We start from the raw sequence: 15,090 nt of genomic DNA on the forward strand, positions 1-15,090 counted from the left end.
ATGCGGGCTCGCGCCGCACACCGGGTGTGAACGCGGCGGGCCCGGCCCTCACACAGAGGAGCCGGGCCCGGCGACAGATGTCCCCGCCGTACTCAGGCGTACGAGTAGAAACCGGACCCGGTCTTGCGGCCCAGGCGTCCCGCGTCCACCATGCGCTGGAGCAGCGGCGGCGCCGCGTACAGCGGCTCCTTGAACTCGTTGTACATCGAGTCCGCCACCGAGGCGACGGTGTCCAGACCGATGAGGTCGGACAGCTTGAGCGGGCCCATCGGGTGGGCGCAGCCGAGCTCCATGCCGTTGTCGATGTCCTCGCGGCTGGCGATGCCCGACTCGAACATCCGGATCGCGGAGAGCAGATACGGGATGAGGAGGGCGTTGACCACGAAGCCCGAGCGGTCCTGGGCGCGGATCGCGTGCTTGCCGAGGACCTTCTCCACCATGGCCTGGGCCCGGCTGAGGGTGCCCTCGGAGGTGGTGAGCGCCGGGATCAGCTCGACGAGCTTCTGCACCGGGGCCGGGTTGAAGAAGTGGATGCCGATGACCTGGTCGGGCCGCGAGGTGGCGACCGCGAGCTTCACCAGCGGGATGGAGGAGGTGTTGGAGGCCAGGATCGCGTCCGGGCGGGTCACCACCTGGTCGAGCACCTGGAAGATCTCGGTCTTGACCTGCTCGTTCTCCACCACGGCCTCGATGACGAGATCGCGGTCGGCGAACTCGCCGAGGTCGGTGGTGAAGCTGAGGCGGGCGAGCGTCGCGTCGCGCTCCTCCACGGTGATCTTGCCGCGCTCGGCGGCCTTCGAAAGGGAGTTGTGCAGCCGGGTACGGCCGATCTCCAGGGCTTCGCCGGTGGTCTCGGCGACCTTCACGTCCAGGCCGCTGCGGGCGCAGACCTCCGCGATGCCGGCCCCCATCTGGCCGCAGCCCACCACTCCGACGCGTTCGATGTCGGTCACATCGTGCCTTTCGCTTCTGACAGAAAAAGTCCCGGCGGGTCCCCCGTGTGATTCCGGCGCCCGTCCCGACCCCACGACGTTACTCCGCGTCTGCGTGTGGATCACGGGGTGGGGCGGGCATGCTGTGCGCAACACCGGACATTCGTAGCGACGAGGGGGTCATCAAGTGGGACGGATCACTCGGCGGGGACTGCTGGCGGGTACCCTCGCGGCCGGAACGGCGGGCGCGATGAACGGGCTGGTCACAGCGGGTGCGGCCAGTGCCGCGGAGGGTGCGCCCGGGGTCCTGGCGACTCCCGGCCCGGCCCGCCCGTGGCACCCGCCGCGGCCCCTGGAGTTCCGCGGAATGTGGCTGGCCACGGTGTCCAACCTCGATTGGCCCTCACAACCGGGTCTGCCCCCGGCCCGGCAGGAGGCCGAGCTCCTCGCCCACCTCGACCGGGCCGCGGCCCGAAGACTCAACGTGGTGGCGCTCCAGGTCCGCCCCACCGCCGACGCCCTGTGGCCCTCGCCGTACGAGCCGTGGACCCAGTACCTCAGCGGCGCCCAGGGCCGGGACCCCGGCTGGGACCCGCTGGGCACGGCCGTCCGCGAGGCCCACCGGCGCCGCCTCGAGCTGCACGCCTGGTTCAACCCGTACCGGGTGGCCAACCACACCGACCCGTCCAGACTCGTCCCGACCCACCCCGCGCGGGTGCACCCCGACTGGGTCGTGGCGTACGGCGGGCGGCTCTACTACAATCCGGGGCTGCCCGAGGTCCGCCGGTTCGTGCAGGACGCGATGCTGGACGCGGTCGCGCGCTACGACGTGGACGCGGTGCACTGGGACGACTACTTCTATCCGTACCCGGTGGCCGGGCAGACGTTCAACGACGACGAGGCCTACGCCCGGTACGGCGCGGGCTTCCCGGACCGCGCGGCCTGGCGCCGCGACAACATCGACAAGCTGGTACGGGAGACGGCCGCCCGGATCAAGCGGATCCGCCGACGCGTGAAGTTCGGGATCAGCCCGTTCGCGGTCTGGCGCAACGCGGCGACCGACCCGCTGGGCTCGCCCACCACGGCCGGCGTGCAGACCTACGACGACCTGCACGCCGACACCCGCAAGTGGGTGCGCGAGCACTGGATCGACTACATCTGCCCGCAGGTGTACTGGAACATCGGCTTCCAGGCCGCCGACTACGCCAAGCTCGTGCCCTGGTGGGACGCGGTGGCGCGGGGCAGCGGGACCCAGCTGATCATCGGGGAGGCGCTGTACAAGGCGGGGAACCCGGCGCAGCCGCCCGCCTGGCAGGACCCGGCGGAGCTGTCCCGGCACCTCACGCTCGCACGGAAGTACGCCTCCGTGCGGGGCCACTGCTTCTTCTCGGCGAAGGACGTGGCCCTGGACCCGATCGGCGCCATGGCACGCGTGGTCGCCGACCACTACCCGGGACGGGTGCGGCCGTGACCGGGCCGCCTACTCCTCGGCCAGGTGCTGGACGACGGTGTCGGGACCCGGGGACATCAGGGTCTCGTGCCCGTCCTCGAAACGCACCCGGTAGGGCGGGGACCCGTCGGGGCCCAGTACCTCGATGACTTCCGCGTTCCGGTCGTGCTGTCCGACGGTTCTGCCGTGGACCAGCAGCCGGTCGCCCACGCTCGCTCGCATGTGCTCATTCTAGGGCGAGAGGGCCGAGTTGAGCCCGTGCGGATGGGCCACGAGTGGCACCGTCCGGGCGGTTTCAGGCCGCCGCGCGCTGGGTCACGGCGATGCACACCAGTACCCCCGCGGCGGCCAGCGGGGCGGCGGGGGACAGGTGCTCGCCGAGCAGCAGGACCGCCCAGACCAGCGTGAGCAGCGGCTGCGCCAACTGGAGCTGGCTGGCCCGGGGCACACCGATGGCGGCCATGCCCCGGTACCAGACGTACAGCCCGAAGAACTGCGACCCGGCCGCCACCCACAGCACCCCGAGGACGCCGTGCGCGTTCAGGTGGACCGGTTCGGCGGCGAGCGCGGCCGCCGAGCCGAGGACGGCGAGCGGCAGCGTCAGGATCAGCGCCCAGCCGATCACCTGCCACCCCGGCATCACCCGGGCGAGCCGCCCGCCCTCGGTGTACCCGGCGGCGCAGATCAGCAGCGCCCCGAAGAGGTAGAGGTCGCCGGTGGAGAGGGCGCCGCCGCTCTGCTGGACGGTGAAGGCGACCACCACCCCGGCCCCGGCCAGCGCCGCCGCCCAGAAGGCGCGGGAGGGGCGGCGTCCGGTCCGCAGCGCCGAGAGCGCGGCCGTGGTCAGCGGCAGCAGGCCCACGACGACCGCCGCGTGCGAGGTCGTCGACGTCCGCAGGGCGAGCGTGGTGAGGAGCGGGAAGCCGACCACGGTCCCGGCCGCGACCACCGCGAGCCCGGCCCAGTGCCGCCGCTCGGGCAGCGGTACCCGGCCCACCAGCAGGAAGGCGCCCGCGGTCAGCCCGGCGAGCAGGCTGCGGACGGCGACGAGCGACCACGGGCCGAAGCTTTCCAGGCCCCAGGCGGTGGCCGGGAAGGTCAGTGAGAAGGCGACGACGCCGAGCCCGGCGAGGAGCGCGCCCTGGCGGGAGGCGGCGGCAGGCGCGGCGGGGTCCGGGGCCGCAGAGGTGGTCCGGGGGCTGGCGACCGCTATCGACGTCCGGGCAGTAGCGCTATCCTGTGCTGTCATGCAAGAGCGTAGCAGTGTGGCCGAACTGGCGAACATCCTCAAGGGAGACCTCGACCGCTACTCAGTAGGTGGAAAGCTGCCGTCGAGCAGGGCGCTGGTCGAGCGGTACCGGGTCTCGCCGGTCACCGTCTCGCGGGCGCTGGCCAAGCTCGCCGCCGAGGGCCTGGTCGTCACCCGGCCCGGCGCCGGGGTCTTCCGCGCCGAGCCCCGTACGCCCGCGTCCCGCCCCGGCGACACCTCCTGGCAGGAGGTGTCGCTCAGCGCCGAAGGCGCCACCGACGCGGTGCCGCGCGCGGTCGACGCCTCCGGGGTCCTGGCCACCCTCGCCGCGCCCCCGCCCGGGGTGATCGAGTTCAACGGCGGCTACCTCGCCCCCGCCCTCCAGCCGGAGCGCGCGATGGCCGCCGCCCTCGCCCGGGCCGGCCGCCGCCCCGGCGCCTGGGGGCGGCCGCCCACCGACGGTCTTGCCGAGCTGCGCGACTGGTTCGCCCGCGAGATCGGCGGCACGGTCACCGCCGCCGAGGTGCTGATCTGCGCCGGTGGCCAGTCCGCGCTCACCACGGCGCTGCGGGCGCTCGCGGCGCCGGGCGCGCCGGTCCTGGTGGAGTCGCCCACCTATCCCGGCATGCTCGCGGTGGCCCGCGCCTCGGGGCTGCGGCCGGTGCCGGTCCCGGTCGACACCGACGGGGTGCGCCCCGACCTGCTCGCGGCCGCCTTCCGGGCCACCGGCGCCCGCGTCCTGGTCAGCCAGCCGCTCTTCCAGAACCCGACGGGCGCGGTGCTCTCCCCGGCCCGGCGGGCCGAAGTGCGTGCTGTGGCCCGGGAGTTCGGGGCGTTCGTCATCGAGGACGACTTCGCGCGCCTGCTCGTCCACGCGGACGCGGGGCCGCTGCCCGCGCCGCTCGCCGCCGACGACCCGGACGGTGTGGTCGTCCACGTCCGCTCGCTCACCAAGGTGACCTCGCCCAGTCTGCGCGTGGGCGCGCTCGCCGCCCGCGGCCCGGTCCTGGAACGGCTGCGCGCGATCCAGGTCGTCGACAGCTTCTTCGTGCCGCGCCCGCTCCAGGAGGCGGCCCTGGAACTGGTCGGCTCCCCGGCCTGGCCCCGCCATCTGCGGTCCGTCTCCCAGGAGCTGGGGGACCGCCGGCAGGCCATGGCGACCGCCCTGGCCGTCCACCTCCCCGACCTTGAGGTGCCGCACCTGCCCTCCGGCGGCTACCACCTCTGGCTGCGGCTGCCGGACGGCACGCCCGAGGACGCGGTCGCCGCCGCGGCCCTGCGCTCCGGCGTCGCCGTCGCCCCCGGCCGCCCCTACTTCAGCGCCGAGCCCCCCGCCGCCCACCTCCGGCTGTGCTTCGCGGGCGTGGCGGGCCGGGCCGAGATCGAGGAGGGCGTACGGCGGTTGCGTACGGCATATGACGAGGTGGGCGTCCGGGGACCGGCCTGACCGGCCCGCTCGCGGCCCCCGCCTCTTGACCAGCCCACCGCTGCACCTGAGCCCGCTTAGCCTGGCCGCGAGCTAGGGCGACGATTCGGCTGCGGACCGTGCGTGGCCGGGCGCTCCCCCAAGTTCTCGGCTTCGCTCGAACAGGGGCCCCCATCGCGGCGGAGCCGCACAATGTCACGGCCCCGCGCCCTCAAGTGCTCGGTTCGGCGACCCGGCCCGTACTCGTAGTACTTCAGAGCTACGCGGAAGATGCCCTCCCCGGTCGGACGCGGGCGACAGGCCTTGATCCATAACTTCGGTACCGCAAGCGCGCAGGCCGTGAGGCCGACGCGCATCAGCCGGTACGGAAGGACCCCCACCCATGGCCCCTCGCCCCCGCGTGCTCCGCACCCTGCTCGCCGCGCTCGTCGTCACCTCGGTGGCGCTGCCGCTGTCGGGCGCGGTGCGCCCCGCGGCCGTACCGGCGCCCGCCCCGGCCGCCCTCGCCCCGCTGACCTCCGCGACCCCGGCCGCGCTCGACGCGCGCTACAGCGCGGCCCGCGACGGCATCGGGGCGGCCGAGCGGATGGCCACCGGCCACGGCGACCGCAGGCGGGCCGCCGCGCTGCGCGCCATGGCCGGGCCCGGCCGTCACTTTCTCTCCTTCGACGGCCGCGATGGCGGGCGCACCGCCGAGGTCGTCGGGGATCTCGCGCACGCCGACCGGATCGCCGTCCTGGTGCCGGGCTCGGACACCAGCCTCGACAAGTACGGGCGCTTCCGGGCCGGTGCCGTGGCCCTCCAGCGGGAGATGGGCCCCCGGTCCGCCGTGGTCGCCTGGCTCGGCTACCCGACCCCGGCCACCGGCAGCGCCGGGTCACTGACCCTGGGCCGCGCCGACCGCGCCGCCCCTCGACTCGACGCGTTCGTACGGGAGTTGAGCGAGGCCAAGCCCAGCGCCCGCATATCGGTGCTCTGCCACTCCTACGGATCCGTCGTCTGCGCCCGCGCCGCCCCCGAGCTGCGCGCCGACACCCTGGTCCTGTACGGCAGTCCCGGCACCGGCGCCCACGACGTCGGGAAACTGCACACCCGCGCCGCCGTCTGGGCGGGCCGGGCCTCGGGCGACTGGATCTCCGACGTACCCCATCTGCGGCTTCCGCTCCTGGTCACCACCGTCGGGTTCGGCACCGACCCGGTGTCGACGGCGTTCGGGGCGCGGGTCTTCGACGCGGGCACCGGTGGCCACAGCGACTACCTGAAGCCCGGTTCGGTCTCCCTGCGCACCATCGCCCTGATCGCCTCCGGCCAGGCACCGACCGAGGAGCGCCGCCATGCGTGAGCTCGTCCGGCGCATCGACGCCGCCACCCCGCCCGACCGCGACCGGGCCGTGGACGCCCTGCGGGCCTTCGCCATCCTCGGCGTGGTGCTCGGCCACTGGCTGGTCACCGCGCTGGTCGCGGACAGCGGCACCCTGCGCGCCGTCAGCCCCCTCCAGCACATGCCCGAACTGGCGCCGCTCTCCTGGACGTTCCAGACCCTGGCCGTGTTCTTCTTCGTCGGCGGGCAGGTGGCGGCGAGCGGCCACGCCTCGGCACGCGCCCGGGGCGCCACCTACGGGCAGTGGCTGCGCGCCCGCCTCGCCCGCCTCTTCCGGCCGGTCGCGGCCGTCCTCGTGGTGTGGACGGCGGCCGTGGTCGCGCTGTTCGCCGCCGGGGCCGGCTACGACACCGTGCACGCCCTGCTCAAGCTGGTCCTGTCGCCGCTCTGGTTCCTGCTGGTCTTCACCGCGCTGACCGCGGCGACCCCGCTGCTCGCCCGGATGCACCCGCTGTGGCCGCTGGCCGTCGTGCTCTACGTCGACCTGTTCCGCTTCGGACTCGACGGCCCCGCCGCGCTCGGCTGGCTCAACGTGGCGGCGGGCTGGATGGTCCCGTACTGCCTGGGCGCACTGCGGGCGCGCGGCGGACTGCGGTCCCGGACCACCGGCTGGGTGCTGCTCGGCGGGGGCGCCGCCGCCACCGCCGGGCTCGTCCTGGGCGCGGGCTACCCGGCGTCCATGGTCGGCGTCCCGGGCGCCGCCGTCTCCAACCTGAACCCGCCCACCCTCGCGGCCGTCACCTTCGGCCTCGCCCAGTGCGGCGCGGCGCTGCTGCTGCTCGGCCCGCTGTGGCGGGTCCTCGCCCGCCCGGCGGTCTGGGCGGCGGTGGCCCTGCTCAACCTGTACGCGATGACCGTCTTCCTCTGGCACCAGACCGCGATGATCGCGGTCACCGCGACCGGACTGCTCGCGGGCCGCCCGCTGCCCGGCCTGCACACCGTGCCCGACGGCGCGGACTGGGTGCTCGCCCGGCTGGCCTGGCTGCCGGTGTTCGCCGGGGCCCTGCTGGTGTGCTGGGCCGCCTTCCGTACGTACGAGCAGGGCGGCGGGCGCACGCGCGGCGGCGGCCGGGTCGTGCGCGTGCACCGGGCCGGGAGCGGCAGGGCGGTGGAGCGTGCCTAAGGTGGGCGGGATCGGCGAGGGGGACTTGCGAGTGGACACGAAACGGCTGGTGGAAGCCGTACGGGCGGGGGCGCGCGGGATGCGCGAGGAGATGTGGACGGTGGCGCGCGACCCGCTGCCGCGCCAGGGGGTGCTGGGCTGGCTGCCGCACGTCCATGTGGTGCTGTTCGCGCTGGCTGTCGGGGTCACCAACGGGGTGGAGTACACCTATGCGGCGGGCTTGGCCAAGGCCGCCGTCGCGGTGTGCGCGGTGGTGCAGGCCGGAGCGGTCGTCATGGCGCTCTCGCGCCCGGTGGCCGCCTGGTGGCTCTCCACGGCCGCGCTCTTCGTGTCGGCGGAATCCGTGGGCGCCACGGTCCCCGAGGGCCGGGTGTGGCCGTGGAGCGTCGCCGGGATCGCGCTGCACACCGTGGTGCTGCTCCTGCTGTCGCTGCGGGTCCGTCCCCGGGTCGCCGCCGCCGCGCTGGTCATCACCGTCGGGTCGGGGCTGCTCGACCTGGCCCTCTCGGGCCGCAGCCACAACCAGGACGTCACCCGGGCCGCCATCGCCTTCGGGACCGCCGTGGTGGTCGGGGCGTCGCTGCGCATCAGCCGGGTGGCCCGCTCCCGCCTGGTCGAGCAGGAGGGGCTCACCGCCGACGAGCGGGCCCGGCGCACCCTCCTGGAGGAGCGCGGCCGCATCGCCCGCGAGCTGCACGACGTGGTCGCCCACCACATGTCGGTGATCTCCATCCAGGCCCAGGTCGCCCCCCACCTGGTGGCCGACCCGCCCCCGGAGCTCACCGAGAACCTGGCGGGCATCCGCGAGAACGCGGTCCAGGCCCTCACCGAACTGCGCCGGGTCCTGGGCGTGCTGCGCTCGGAAGACCCGGAGGCGGAGGGCGTACGGCACGCCCCGCAGCCCACCCTCGACCGGCTCGGCGAACTGGTCGCCAATGTGCGGGCCGCCGGCCTGGAGGTGGCCACCGGGACCACGGGCACCCCGCGCCCGCTGTCGCCGGGCGTCGGGCTCTCGGCGTACCGCATCGTCCAGGAGGCGCTGAGCAACGCGATGCGGCACGCGCCCGGGGCGAGCGTGCGCGTGGCGATCGGCTACCACCCGGCCACGCTCACCGTCCGCGTCACCAACTCCCCGCCCACCGGCACCGCCCCGCCCTCGCCGGGCACCGGCCACGGCCTGCTCGGGATGCGGGAGCGGGCTGCGATGCTGGGAGGCGAACTGGCCACCGGCGCGACCCCGGAGGGCGGTTACGAGATCACGGCGCTCCTGCCCACGGACCGCACCACCGCCACGAACCCCACCGAGGACACCCCATGACGACCACCACCATCCGCGTCCTGATCGCCGACGACCAGATGATGGTCCGGCAGGGCCTGACGGTGCTGCTCAACGCCGAACCCGGCATCGAGGTGGTCGGCCAGGCGGTCGACGGCCTCGACGCCGTGGCCAAGGTCGCCGAACTGGACCCCGACGTCGTCCTGATGGACGTCCGCATGCCCGAGCTCGGCGGCATCGAGGCCACCCGCCGCGTCACCGGCCCCGCCGACGCCACGGTCAAGGTCCTCATCCTGACCACCTTCGACCTGGACGAGTACGTGTACGAGGCCCTGCGCGCGGGCGCCTCCGGCTTCCTCCTGAAGGACGCCTCCGCCGCCGAACTGGCGCATGCGGTGCGGGTGGTGGCGGCGGGCGACGCCCTGCTGGCCCCGAACATCACCAAGCGCCTGATAGCCGAGTTCTCCCGTACGACGGGCGCTCCCCGCTCCCCGCTCAAGGACCGCGTGGCCACCCTGACCGAACGCGAGACGGAGGTCCTGTCATTGATCGCCCAGGGCCTGTCCAACGCGGAGATCGCCACCGCTCTGGTGGTGGCCGAACAGACCGTGAAGACCCACGTCAGCCGCATCCTGGTCAAGCTCGGCCTCCGCGACCGCACCCAGGCGGCGGTCTTCGCGTACGAGACGGGGCTGGTGCGGCCGACCGGGTACTGAACCGGGTCGGGGCAGATGGGCCGGGGCGGCTGAGAGGACGTCAAAGGCCGTTGTCAGTGCCTCCTCCTACAGTGAAAACATCACTCGGAGACACCGGAGGGGGAGCACAGACGTGTCCGCAAACAGGATCCAGCACAAGGTCAATCACGTCGCGCTGGTAGTGGACTGCTCGGGTTCCATGCATCAGCACCAGGGGCAACTCGTGCGTGTGGTGGACGAGTTCGTGGCGGGTCTGAAGGCCGAGTCGGACAGCCTCGGCCACGAGACCCGGATCAGCCTCTACTCCTTCGACCACAGGGTGGAGAACCTGGTCTGGGACATGGACGTGAAGCACCTGCCGTCCATGCGGGGTCTGTACGAGGTCAAGAACGGCGCCACGGCCCTCATCGAAGCCTCGCTGAAGTCGCTGGACGACCTGGGCCACATCTGGGAGGGGTACGGCGAGCACAGCTTCCTCCAGATCGTGGTGACGGACGGCGAGGAGAACGCCTCCGGCGGCGACCGGCGGCACGACGGCGACATGGCCGTCCTCGGCCCCTGGCTCGACAGGATCGCGGCGAAGATGGGCGCGCTTCCGGGCCACTGGACCTCCGCGATCCTCGTCCCCAACTCCCTGGCGAAGCGCACCGCCCAGAACTACGGCTTCCCGGCCGGCAACATCGCCATCTGGGACGCGGACTCCCAGGAGGGCGTCGAGGAGGCGATCGGCACCGTGCGCGCCGCCGCCACCAGCTTCCTCCGCGGCCGCGAGCGGGGTGTGCGCGGCACGAAGAACCTGTTCGCGGTCGGCCAGGACATATCCGTCGACGATGTGCGGGCGAACCTCGAACCGATCCCGGCCGACCGGTACCGGCTCCTGAAGGTCGACAAGGAGGTCGAGATCCGCCCCTTCGTCGACTCGCACCCGGGCGTCACGTACGAGCGCGGTTCCTGCTACTACCAGCTGGGCGCCCGGGCCCAGGTCCAGGCGAACAAGGAGGTCATCGTGGTCGAGAAGGACACCGACCGCGCCTATACGGGCGACGCGGCGCGCAGCCTCCTGTTCGGCACGGGCATCCAGGGAACCGTCTCCGTGAAGGCGGGGAACAACCCCGAGCTGGAGGTCTACGTACAGAGCCGCTCGGTGAACAGGAAGCTCAAGCCGAAGACGCGTCTGCTCATCATGCTCTGAGGTCGTGCTTCGGCCTCGGCGTCCGCTCGACAGGCGACCTTTGCATAAAACTGCATAGTTGCGTATAGTCATGCCATCGACGAGGAGGCTTCGATGGCGGTACGAGCGGCAGTGGCCGGGGCGAGCGGGTATGCGGGCGGGGAGCTGCTGCGGCTGCTCATCGCGCACCCCGGCGTCGAGATCGGCGCCCTGACCGGGAACACCAACGCCGGGCAGCGGCTCGGCGCGCTCCAGCCGCACCTGCTGCCGCTGGCCGGGCGCGTCCTTGAGCCCACCACCGTCGAGGTGCTCGCCCGCGACCACGACGTCGTGTTCCTGGCGCTGCCGCACGGGCAGTCCGCCGCCGTCGCCGAGCAGCTCGGCGACGAGGTGCTCGTCATCGACATGGGCGCCGACTTCCGGCTGAAGGACGCCGCCGACTGGGAGAAGTTCTACGGCTCGCCGCACGCCGGGACCTGGCCCTACGGGCTGCCCGAACTGCCGGGCGGCCGCGCCGCGCTGGAGGGGTCCAAGCGCATCGCGGTCCCCGGTTGCTACCCCACCGCCGTCTCCCTTGCGCTCTTCCCCGCGTACGAGAGCGGTATCGCCGAGCCGGAGGCCGTGATCGTCGCGGCCTCCGGCACCTCCGGCGCGGGCAAGGCCCCCAAGCCGCACCTGCTGGGCAGCGAGGTGATGGGGTCGATGTCGCCGTACGGCGTCGGCGGGGGCCACCGGCACACCCCCGAGATGATCCAGAACCTCAGCGCGGCCGCCGGGGAGCCCGTCACCGTCTCCTTCACGCCGACCCTCGCCCCGATGGCCCGCGGCATCCTCGCCACCTGCTCCGCCAAGGCGAAGCCGGGGGTGGGCGCGGAGGCCGTACGGGCGGCGTACCAGAAGGCGTTCGCCGACGAGCCGTTCGTCCATCTGCTCCCCGAGGGGCAGTGGCCCGCCACCGCGTCCGTGTACGGCTCCAACGCCGTGCAGATCCAGGTCGCGTACGACGAGGGCGCCCACCGGATCGTGGTGGTCGCCGCGATCGACAACCTCACCAAGGGCACCGCGGGCGCCGCGGTGCAGAGCATGAACATCGCCCTGGGTCTCGACGAGACCACGGGCCTGACCACGATCGGAGTTGCGCCGTGAGCGTGACGGCAGCCAAGGGGTTCACGGCGGCGGGGATCGCCGCCGGGATCAAGGAGAACGGCAACCCGGACCTGGCCCTCGTGGTCAACACCGGGCCCCGCCGAGCCGCCGCCGGCGTGTTCACCTCCAACCGCGTCAAGGCCGCGCCGGTCCTGTGGTCCGAGCAGGTGCTCAAGGGCGGCGAAGTGACCGCCGTCGTCCTCAACTCCGGTGGCGCCAACGCCTGTACGGGCCCGAAGGGCTTCCAGGACACCCACGCCACCGCGGAGAAGGTGGCCGAGGTGCTGGAGGGCCACAGCGCGGGCGAGGTCGCCGTCGCGTCGACGGGGCTCATCGGCGTGACTCTGCCGATGGACAAGCTGCTGCCCGGCATCGAGACGGCCGCAGCCGAGCTCTCCGCGCACGGCGGCGAGAAGGCCGCCATCGCCATCAAGACCACCGACACCGTCCACAAGACGTCCGTCGTGGCCAAGGACGGCTGGACCGTCGGCGGGATGGCCAAGGGCGCCGGCATGCTCGCCCCCGGCCTCGCCACCATGCTCGTCGTCCTCACCACCGACGCCGACCTGGACGCGGCCACTCTCGACAAGGCCTTGCGCGCCGCCACCCGGACCACCTTCGACCGGGTCGACTCCGACGGCTGCATGTCCACCAACGACACCGTGCTGCTGCTCGCCTCCGGCGCCGCCGGAGTCGCCCCGGAGTACGCGGAGTTCGCCGAGGCCGTCCGGGCCGTCTGCGACGACCTCGGCCAGCAGCTGATCCGCGACGCCGAGGGCGCCAGCAAGGACATCCGCATCGAGGTGGTGAACGCCGCGAGCGAGGACGACGCCGTCGAGGTCGGGCGCTCCATCGCCCGCAACAACCTCCTCAAGTGCGCCATCCACGGCGAGGACCCCAACTGGGGCCGGGTGCTCTCCGCCATCGGCACCACCAAGGCCGCCTTCGACCCGAACCAGCTCAACGTCGCCATCAACGGCGTGTGGGTCTGCAAGAACGGCAGCGTCGGCGAGGACCGCGACCTCGTCGACATGCGCTACCGGGAGGTCCGGATCACCGCCGACCTCGCCGCCGGATCCGCCGAGCCCGTCGTCATCTGGGCCAACGACCTCACCGCCGACTACGTCCACGAGAACAGCGCGTACAGCTCATGAGTACTCGAAAGCACACCGCGCTCCCGAAGGCGCAGATCCTCATCGAGGCGCTGCCGTGGCTGACCCGCCACCACGGCAGGACGGTCGTCATCAAGTTCGGCGGCAACGCCATGGTCGACGAGGCGCTCAAGGCCGCCTTCGCCCAGGACGTCGTCTTCCTGCGGCACGCCGGCCTCAAACCCGTCGTGGTGCACGGCGGCGGCCCCCAGATCAGCGCCCAGCTCGACAAACACGGCCTGGTCAGCGAGTTCAAGGCGGGCCTTCGCGTCACCACGCCGGAGGCCATGGACGTCGTACGGATGGTGCTCGCCGGGCAGGTCCAGCGCGAGCTCGTCGGGCTGCTCAACCAGCACGGCCCGCTCGCCGTCGGCATGACCGGCGAGGACGCCCACACCATCACCGCCACCCAGCACCGGCCCGAGATCGACGGCGAGCTCGTCGACATCGGCCGGGTCGGTGAGATCACCGCGATCGACACCGGCGCCATCGAGGCGCTGCTCGCGGACGGCCGGATCCCGGTCATCTCCTCGATCGCCCGCTCCCAGGACGACGGACATGTCTACAACGTCAATGCTGATACGGCGGCTGCGGCTCTTGCGGCTGCGCTGGGCGCCGAGACCCTGATGGTCCTCACCGACGTCGAGGGCCTGTACGAGGACTGGCCGCACAGCGACGAGGTCATCAGCAGGCTCACCGCGAGCCAGCTGGAGAAGCTGCTGCCCGACCTCTCCAGCGGCATGGTCCCCAAGATGGAGGGCTGTCTGTTCGCCGTGCGCAACGGCGTCACCACCGCGCGCGTGATCGACGGGCGGGTCCAGCACTCGATCCTGCTGGAGATCTTCACGGACGAAGGCATCGGCACGATGGTCGTGCCGGACGGACAGGGGGAATCATGAGCGGCCTCGCCCAGCGGTGGCAGCGGGTCATGGCGGACAACTACGGCACCCCGAAGCTCGCGCTGGTGCGCGGCGCGGGCGCCAAGGTGTGGGACGCGGACGGCACCGAGTACACCGACTTCGTCGGCGGCATCGCGGTCAACGCCCTCGGCCACGGCCACCCGGCCGTCGTCGAGGCGGTGTCCCGCCAGATCGCCATGCTCGGCCACGTCTCCAACCTGTACATCGCCGAACCCCCGGTCGCCCTCGCCGAGCGGCTGATCGAGCTCTTCGGGCGGCCCGGCCGGGTCTTCTTCTGCAACTCGGGCGCCGAGGCCAACGAAGGCGCCTTCAAGATCGGGCGGCTGACCGGGCGCGGGCACATGGTCGCCACCGACGGCGGCTTCCACGGCCGGACGATGGGCGCGCTCTCCCTCACCGGCCAGCCCAAGAAGCAGGAGCCCTTCCGGCCGCTGCCCGGCGACGTCACCCATGTGCCGTACGGGGACGTCGAGGCGCTGCGGGCCGCGGTCACCGAGGAGACCGCGCTGGTGGTCATCGAGCCCATCCAGGGCGAGAACGGCGTGGTCGTCCCGCCCAAGGGCTATCTGCGGGCGGCCCGCGAGATCACCGCGGCCACCGGCACGCTGCTCGTGCTCGACGAGGTGCAGACCGGCATCGGCCGCACCGGCACCTGGTTCGAGTACCAGCAGCACGAAGGCGTCGAGCCGGACATCGTGACGCTCGCCAAGGGCCTCGGCGGCGGTCTGCCCATCGGCGCCACCGTCGCCTTCGGCCCGGCCGCCGACCTCCTGAAGCCCGGTCAGCACGGTACGACCTTCGGCGGGAACCCGGTGGCGTGCGCGGCCGGACTCGCGGTTCTGGACACCCTCGCCGCCGACGGCGCCCTGGACCGGGTGAAGCGGCTCGGCGAGCGGCTGCGGGGCGGAATCGAGGCGCTGGCGCACCCGCTGGTCTCCCATGTCCGTGGCGCGGGCCTGCTGCTGGGTATCGTGCTCACCGAGGCCGTCGCCGCCGAGGTGCAGCGCGCGGCCCAGGATGCCGGCTTCCTGGTCAACGCGCCCGCCCCCGATGTCGTACGGCTCATGCCGCCGCTGATCATCGGTGACGCGGAGGTGGACGCGTTCCTCCAGTCGCTGCCCGGCGTCCTCGACGCAGTGACCAACGGGGACGGACGATCCGGAGAATGAG

14 protein-coding genes are annotated in these 15,090 nt (G+C 73.0%); 11 read left to right on the forward strand and 3 right to left on the reverse strand.

The window, feature by feature from the left end; all coding sequences use genetic code 11:
* Positions 1-92: 92 nt before the first annotated feature.
* Positions 93-953, reverse strand: coding sequence for a 3-hydroxybutyryl-CoA dehydrogenase (locus tag QIY60_RS23995; RefSeq protein ID WP_283144269.1), 861 nt, complete (start codon positions 951-953; stop codon positions 93-95).
* Positions 954-1,119: 166 nt separating this feature from the next.
* Between QIY60_RS23995 and QIY60_RS24000 the strand changes: the two genes are divergently transcribed.
* Positions 1,120-2,403 (forward strand): family 10 glycosylhydrolase, encoded by a 1,284-nt coding sequence (locus QIY60_RS24000; RefSeq protein ID WP_283144270.1) that lies wholly within the window; start codon positions 1,120-1,122, stop codon positions 2,401-2,403.
* A gap of 9 nt (positions 2,404-2,412) precedes the next feature.
* On the opposite strand, the gene QIY60_RS24005 is transcribed toward QIY60_RS24000, so the two are convergent.
* Positions 2,413-2,604 (reverse strand): DUF1918 domain-containing protein, encoded by a 192-nt coding sequence (locus QIY60_RS24005; protein ID WP_283144271.1) that lies wholly within the window; start codon positions 2,602-2,604, stop codon positions 2,413-2,415.
* 73 nt (positions 2,605-2,677) lie between these two features.
* A complete protein-coding gene (locus tag QIY60_RS24010; protein WP_283144272.1) occupies positions 2,678-3,631 on the reverse strand; it encodes a DMT family transporter in 954 nt (317 codons plus the stop codon).
* Here QIY60_RS24010 and QIY60_RS24015 point away from each other — a divergent pair.
* The 10 genes from QIY60_RS24015 to QIY60_RS24060 all read left to right on the forward strand — a co-directional run bounded on the left by QIY60_RS24015 (position 3,630) and on the right by QIY60_RS24060 (position 15,089).
* On the forward strand, positions 3,630-5,078 hold the full coding sequence (locus tag QIY60_RS24015) for a PLP-dependent aminotransferase family protein (protein WP_283144273.1): 1,449 nt from the start codon (positions 3,630-3,632) through the stop codon (positions 5,076-5,078). The two genes, QIY60_RS24010 and QIY60_RS24015, sit on opposite strands and share 2 nt — an antisense overlap.
* A gap of 361 nt (positions 5,079-5,439) precedes the next feature.
* Positions 5,440-6,399: an alpha/beta hydrolase gene (locus tag QIY60_RS24020; protein ID WP_283144274.1), complete on the forward strand. Its 960-nt coding sequence runs from the start codon at positions 5,440-5,442 to the stop codon at positions 6,397-6,399.
* Positions 6,392-7,561 carry an acyltransferase gene (locus QIY60_RS24025; protein ID WP_283144275.1) on the forward strand — a complete coding sequence of 390 codons (1,170 nt, stop codon included), beginning with the start codon at positions 6,392-6,394 and terminating at the stop codon, positions 7,559-7,561. Before QIY60_RS24020 ends, QIY60_RS24025 begins: the two co-directional genes overlap by 8 nt.
* 79 nt (positions 7,562-7,640) lie before the next feature.
* Positions 7,641-8,879 carry a sensor histidine kinase gene (locus QIY60_RS24030; RefSeq protein ID WP_283146053.1) on the forward strand — a complete coding sequence of 413 codons (1,239 nt, stop codon included), beginning with the start codon at positions 7,641-7,643 and terminating at the stop codon, positions 8,877-8,879.
* A complete protein-coding gene (locus tag QIY60_RS24035) occupies positions 8,876-9,553 on the forward strand; it encodes a response regulator transcription factor (protein WP_283144276.1) in 678 nt (225 codons plus the stop codon). Before QIY60_RS24030 ends, QIY60_RS24035 begins: the two co-directional genes overlap by 4 nt.
* A 112-nt stretch (positions 9,554-9,665) precedes the next feature.
* Positions 9,666-10,724: a VWA domain-containing protein gene (locus QIY60_RS24040; RefSeq protein ID WP_283144277.1), complete on the forward strand. Its 1,059-nt coding sequence runs from the start codon at positions 9,666-9,668 to the stop codon at positions 10,722-10,724.
* Positions 10,725-10,817: 93 nt separating this feature from the next.
* Positions 10,818-11,849, forward strand: a complete 1,032-nt coding sequence (gene argC, locus QIY60_RS24045; protein WP_283144278.1) for an N-acetyl-gamma-glutamyl-phosphate reductase — start codon at positions 10,818-10,820, stop codon at positions 11,847-11,849.
* A complete protein-coding gene (argJ, locus tag QIY60_RS24050) occupies positions 11,846-13,003 on the forward strand; it encodes a bifunctional glutamate N-acetyltransferase/amino-acid acetyltransferase ArgJ (RefSeq protein ID WP_283144279.1) in 1,158 nt (385 codons plus the stop codon). Before argC ends, argJ begins: the two co-directional genes overlap by 4 nt.
* The gene (argB, locus tag QIY60_RS24055) at positions 13,000-13,899 is read left to right on the forward strand and encodes an acetylglutamate kinase (RefSeq protein WP_283144280.1); all 900 of its coding nucleotides are present in this window, start codon (positions 13,000-13,002) and stop codon (positions 13,897-13,899) included. Before argJ ends, argB begins: the two co-directional genes overlap by 4 nt.
* A complete protein-coding gene (locus QIY60_RS24060) occupies positions 13,896-15,089 on the forward strand; it encodes an acetylornithine transaminase (RefSeq protein WP_283144281.1) in 1,194 nt (397 codons plus the stop codon). The genes argB and QIY60_RS24060 overlap by 4 nt, the downstream gene beginning before the upstream one ends.
* Position 15,090 lies beyond the last annotated feature (1 nt).

This window comes from Streptomyces sp. BPTC-684, assembly GCF_030028635.1.
Classification (GTDB): Bacteria; Actinomycetota; Actinomycetes; order Streptomycetales; family Streptomycetaceae; genus Streptomyces; species Streptomyces noboritoensis.

What these genes read in the sequence shown, in the direction of transcription:
- QIY60_RS24005 (WP_283144271.1), bottom strand. Translation starts at nt 2,604, where the DNA reads ATGCGAGCGAGCGTGGGCGACCGGCTGCTGGTCCACGGCAGAACCGTC.
- QIY60_RS24035 (WP_283144276.1), top strand. Translation starts at nt 8,876, where the DNA reads ATGACGACCACCACCATCCGCGTCCTGATCGCCGACGACCAGATGATG.
- QIY60_RS24030 (WP_283146053.1), top strand. Translation starts at nt 7,641, where the DNA reads ATGCGCGAGGAGATGTGGACGGTGGCGCGCGACCCGCTGCCGCGCCAG.
- QIY60_RS24025 (WP_283144275.1), top strand. Translation starts at nt 6,392, where the DNA reads ATGCGTGAGCTCGTCCGGCGCATCGACGCCGCCACCCCGCCCGACCGC.
- argB (WP_283144280.1), top strand. Translation starts at nt 13,000, where the DNA reads ATGAGTACTCGAAAGCACACCGCGCTCCCGAAGGCGCAGATCCTCATC.
- QIY60_RS24015 (WP_283144273.1), top strand. Translation starts at nt 3,630, where the DNA reads ATGCAAGAGCGTAGCAGTGTGGCCGAACTGGCGAACATCCTCAAGGGA.
- argC (WP_283144278.1), top strand. Translation starts at nt 10,818, where the DNA reads ATGGCGGTACGAGCGGCAGTGGCCGGGGCGAGCGGGTATGCGGGCGGG.
- QIY60_RS24020 (WP_283144274.1), top strand. Translation starts at nt 5,440, where the DNA reads ATGGCCCCTCGCCCCCGCGTGCTCCGCACCCTGCTCGCCGCGCTCGTC.
- QIY60_RS24010 (WP_283144272.1), bottom strand. Translation starts at nt 3,631, where the DNA reads ATGACAGCACAGGATAGCGCTACTGCCCGGACGTCGATAGCGGTCGCC.
- QIY60_RS24060 (WP_283144281.1), top strand. Translation starts at nt 13,896, where the DNA reads ATGAGCGGCCTCGCCCAGCGGTGGCAGCGGGTCATGGCGGACAACTAC.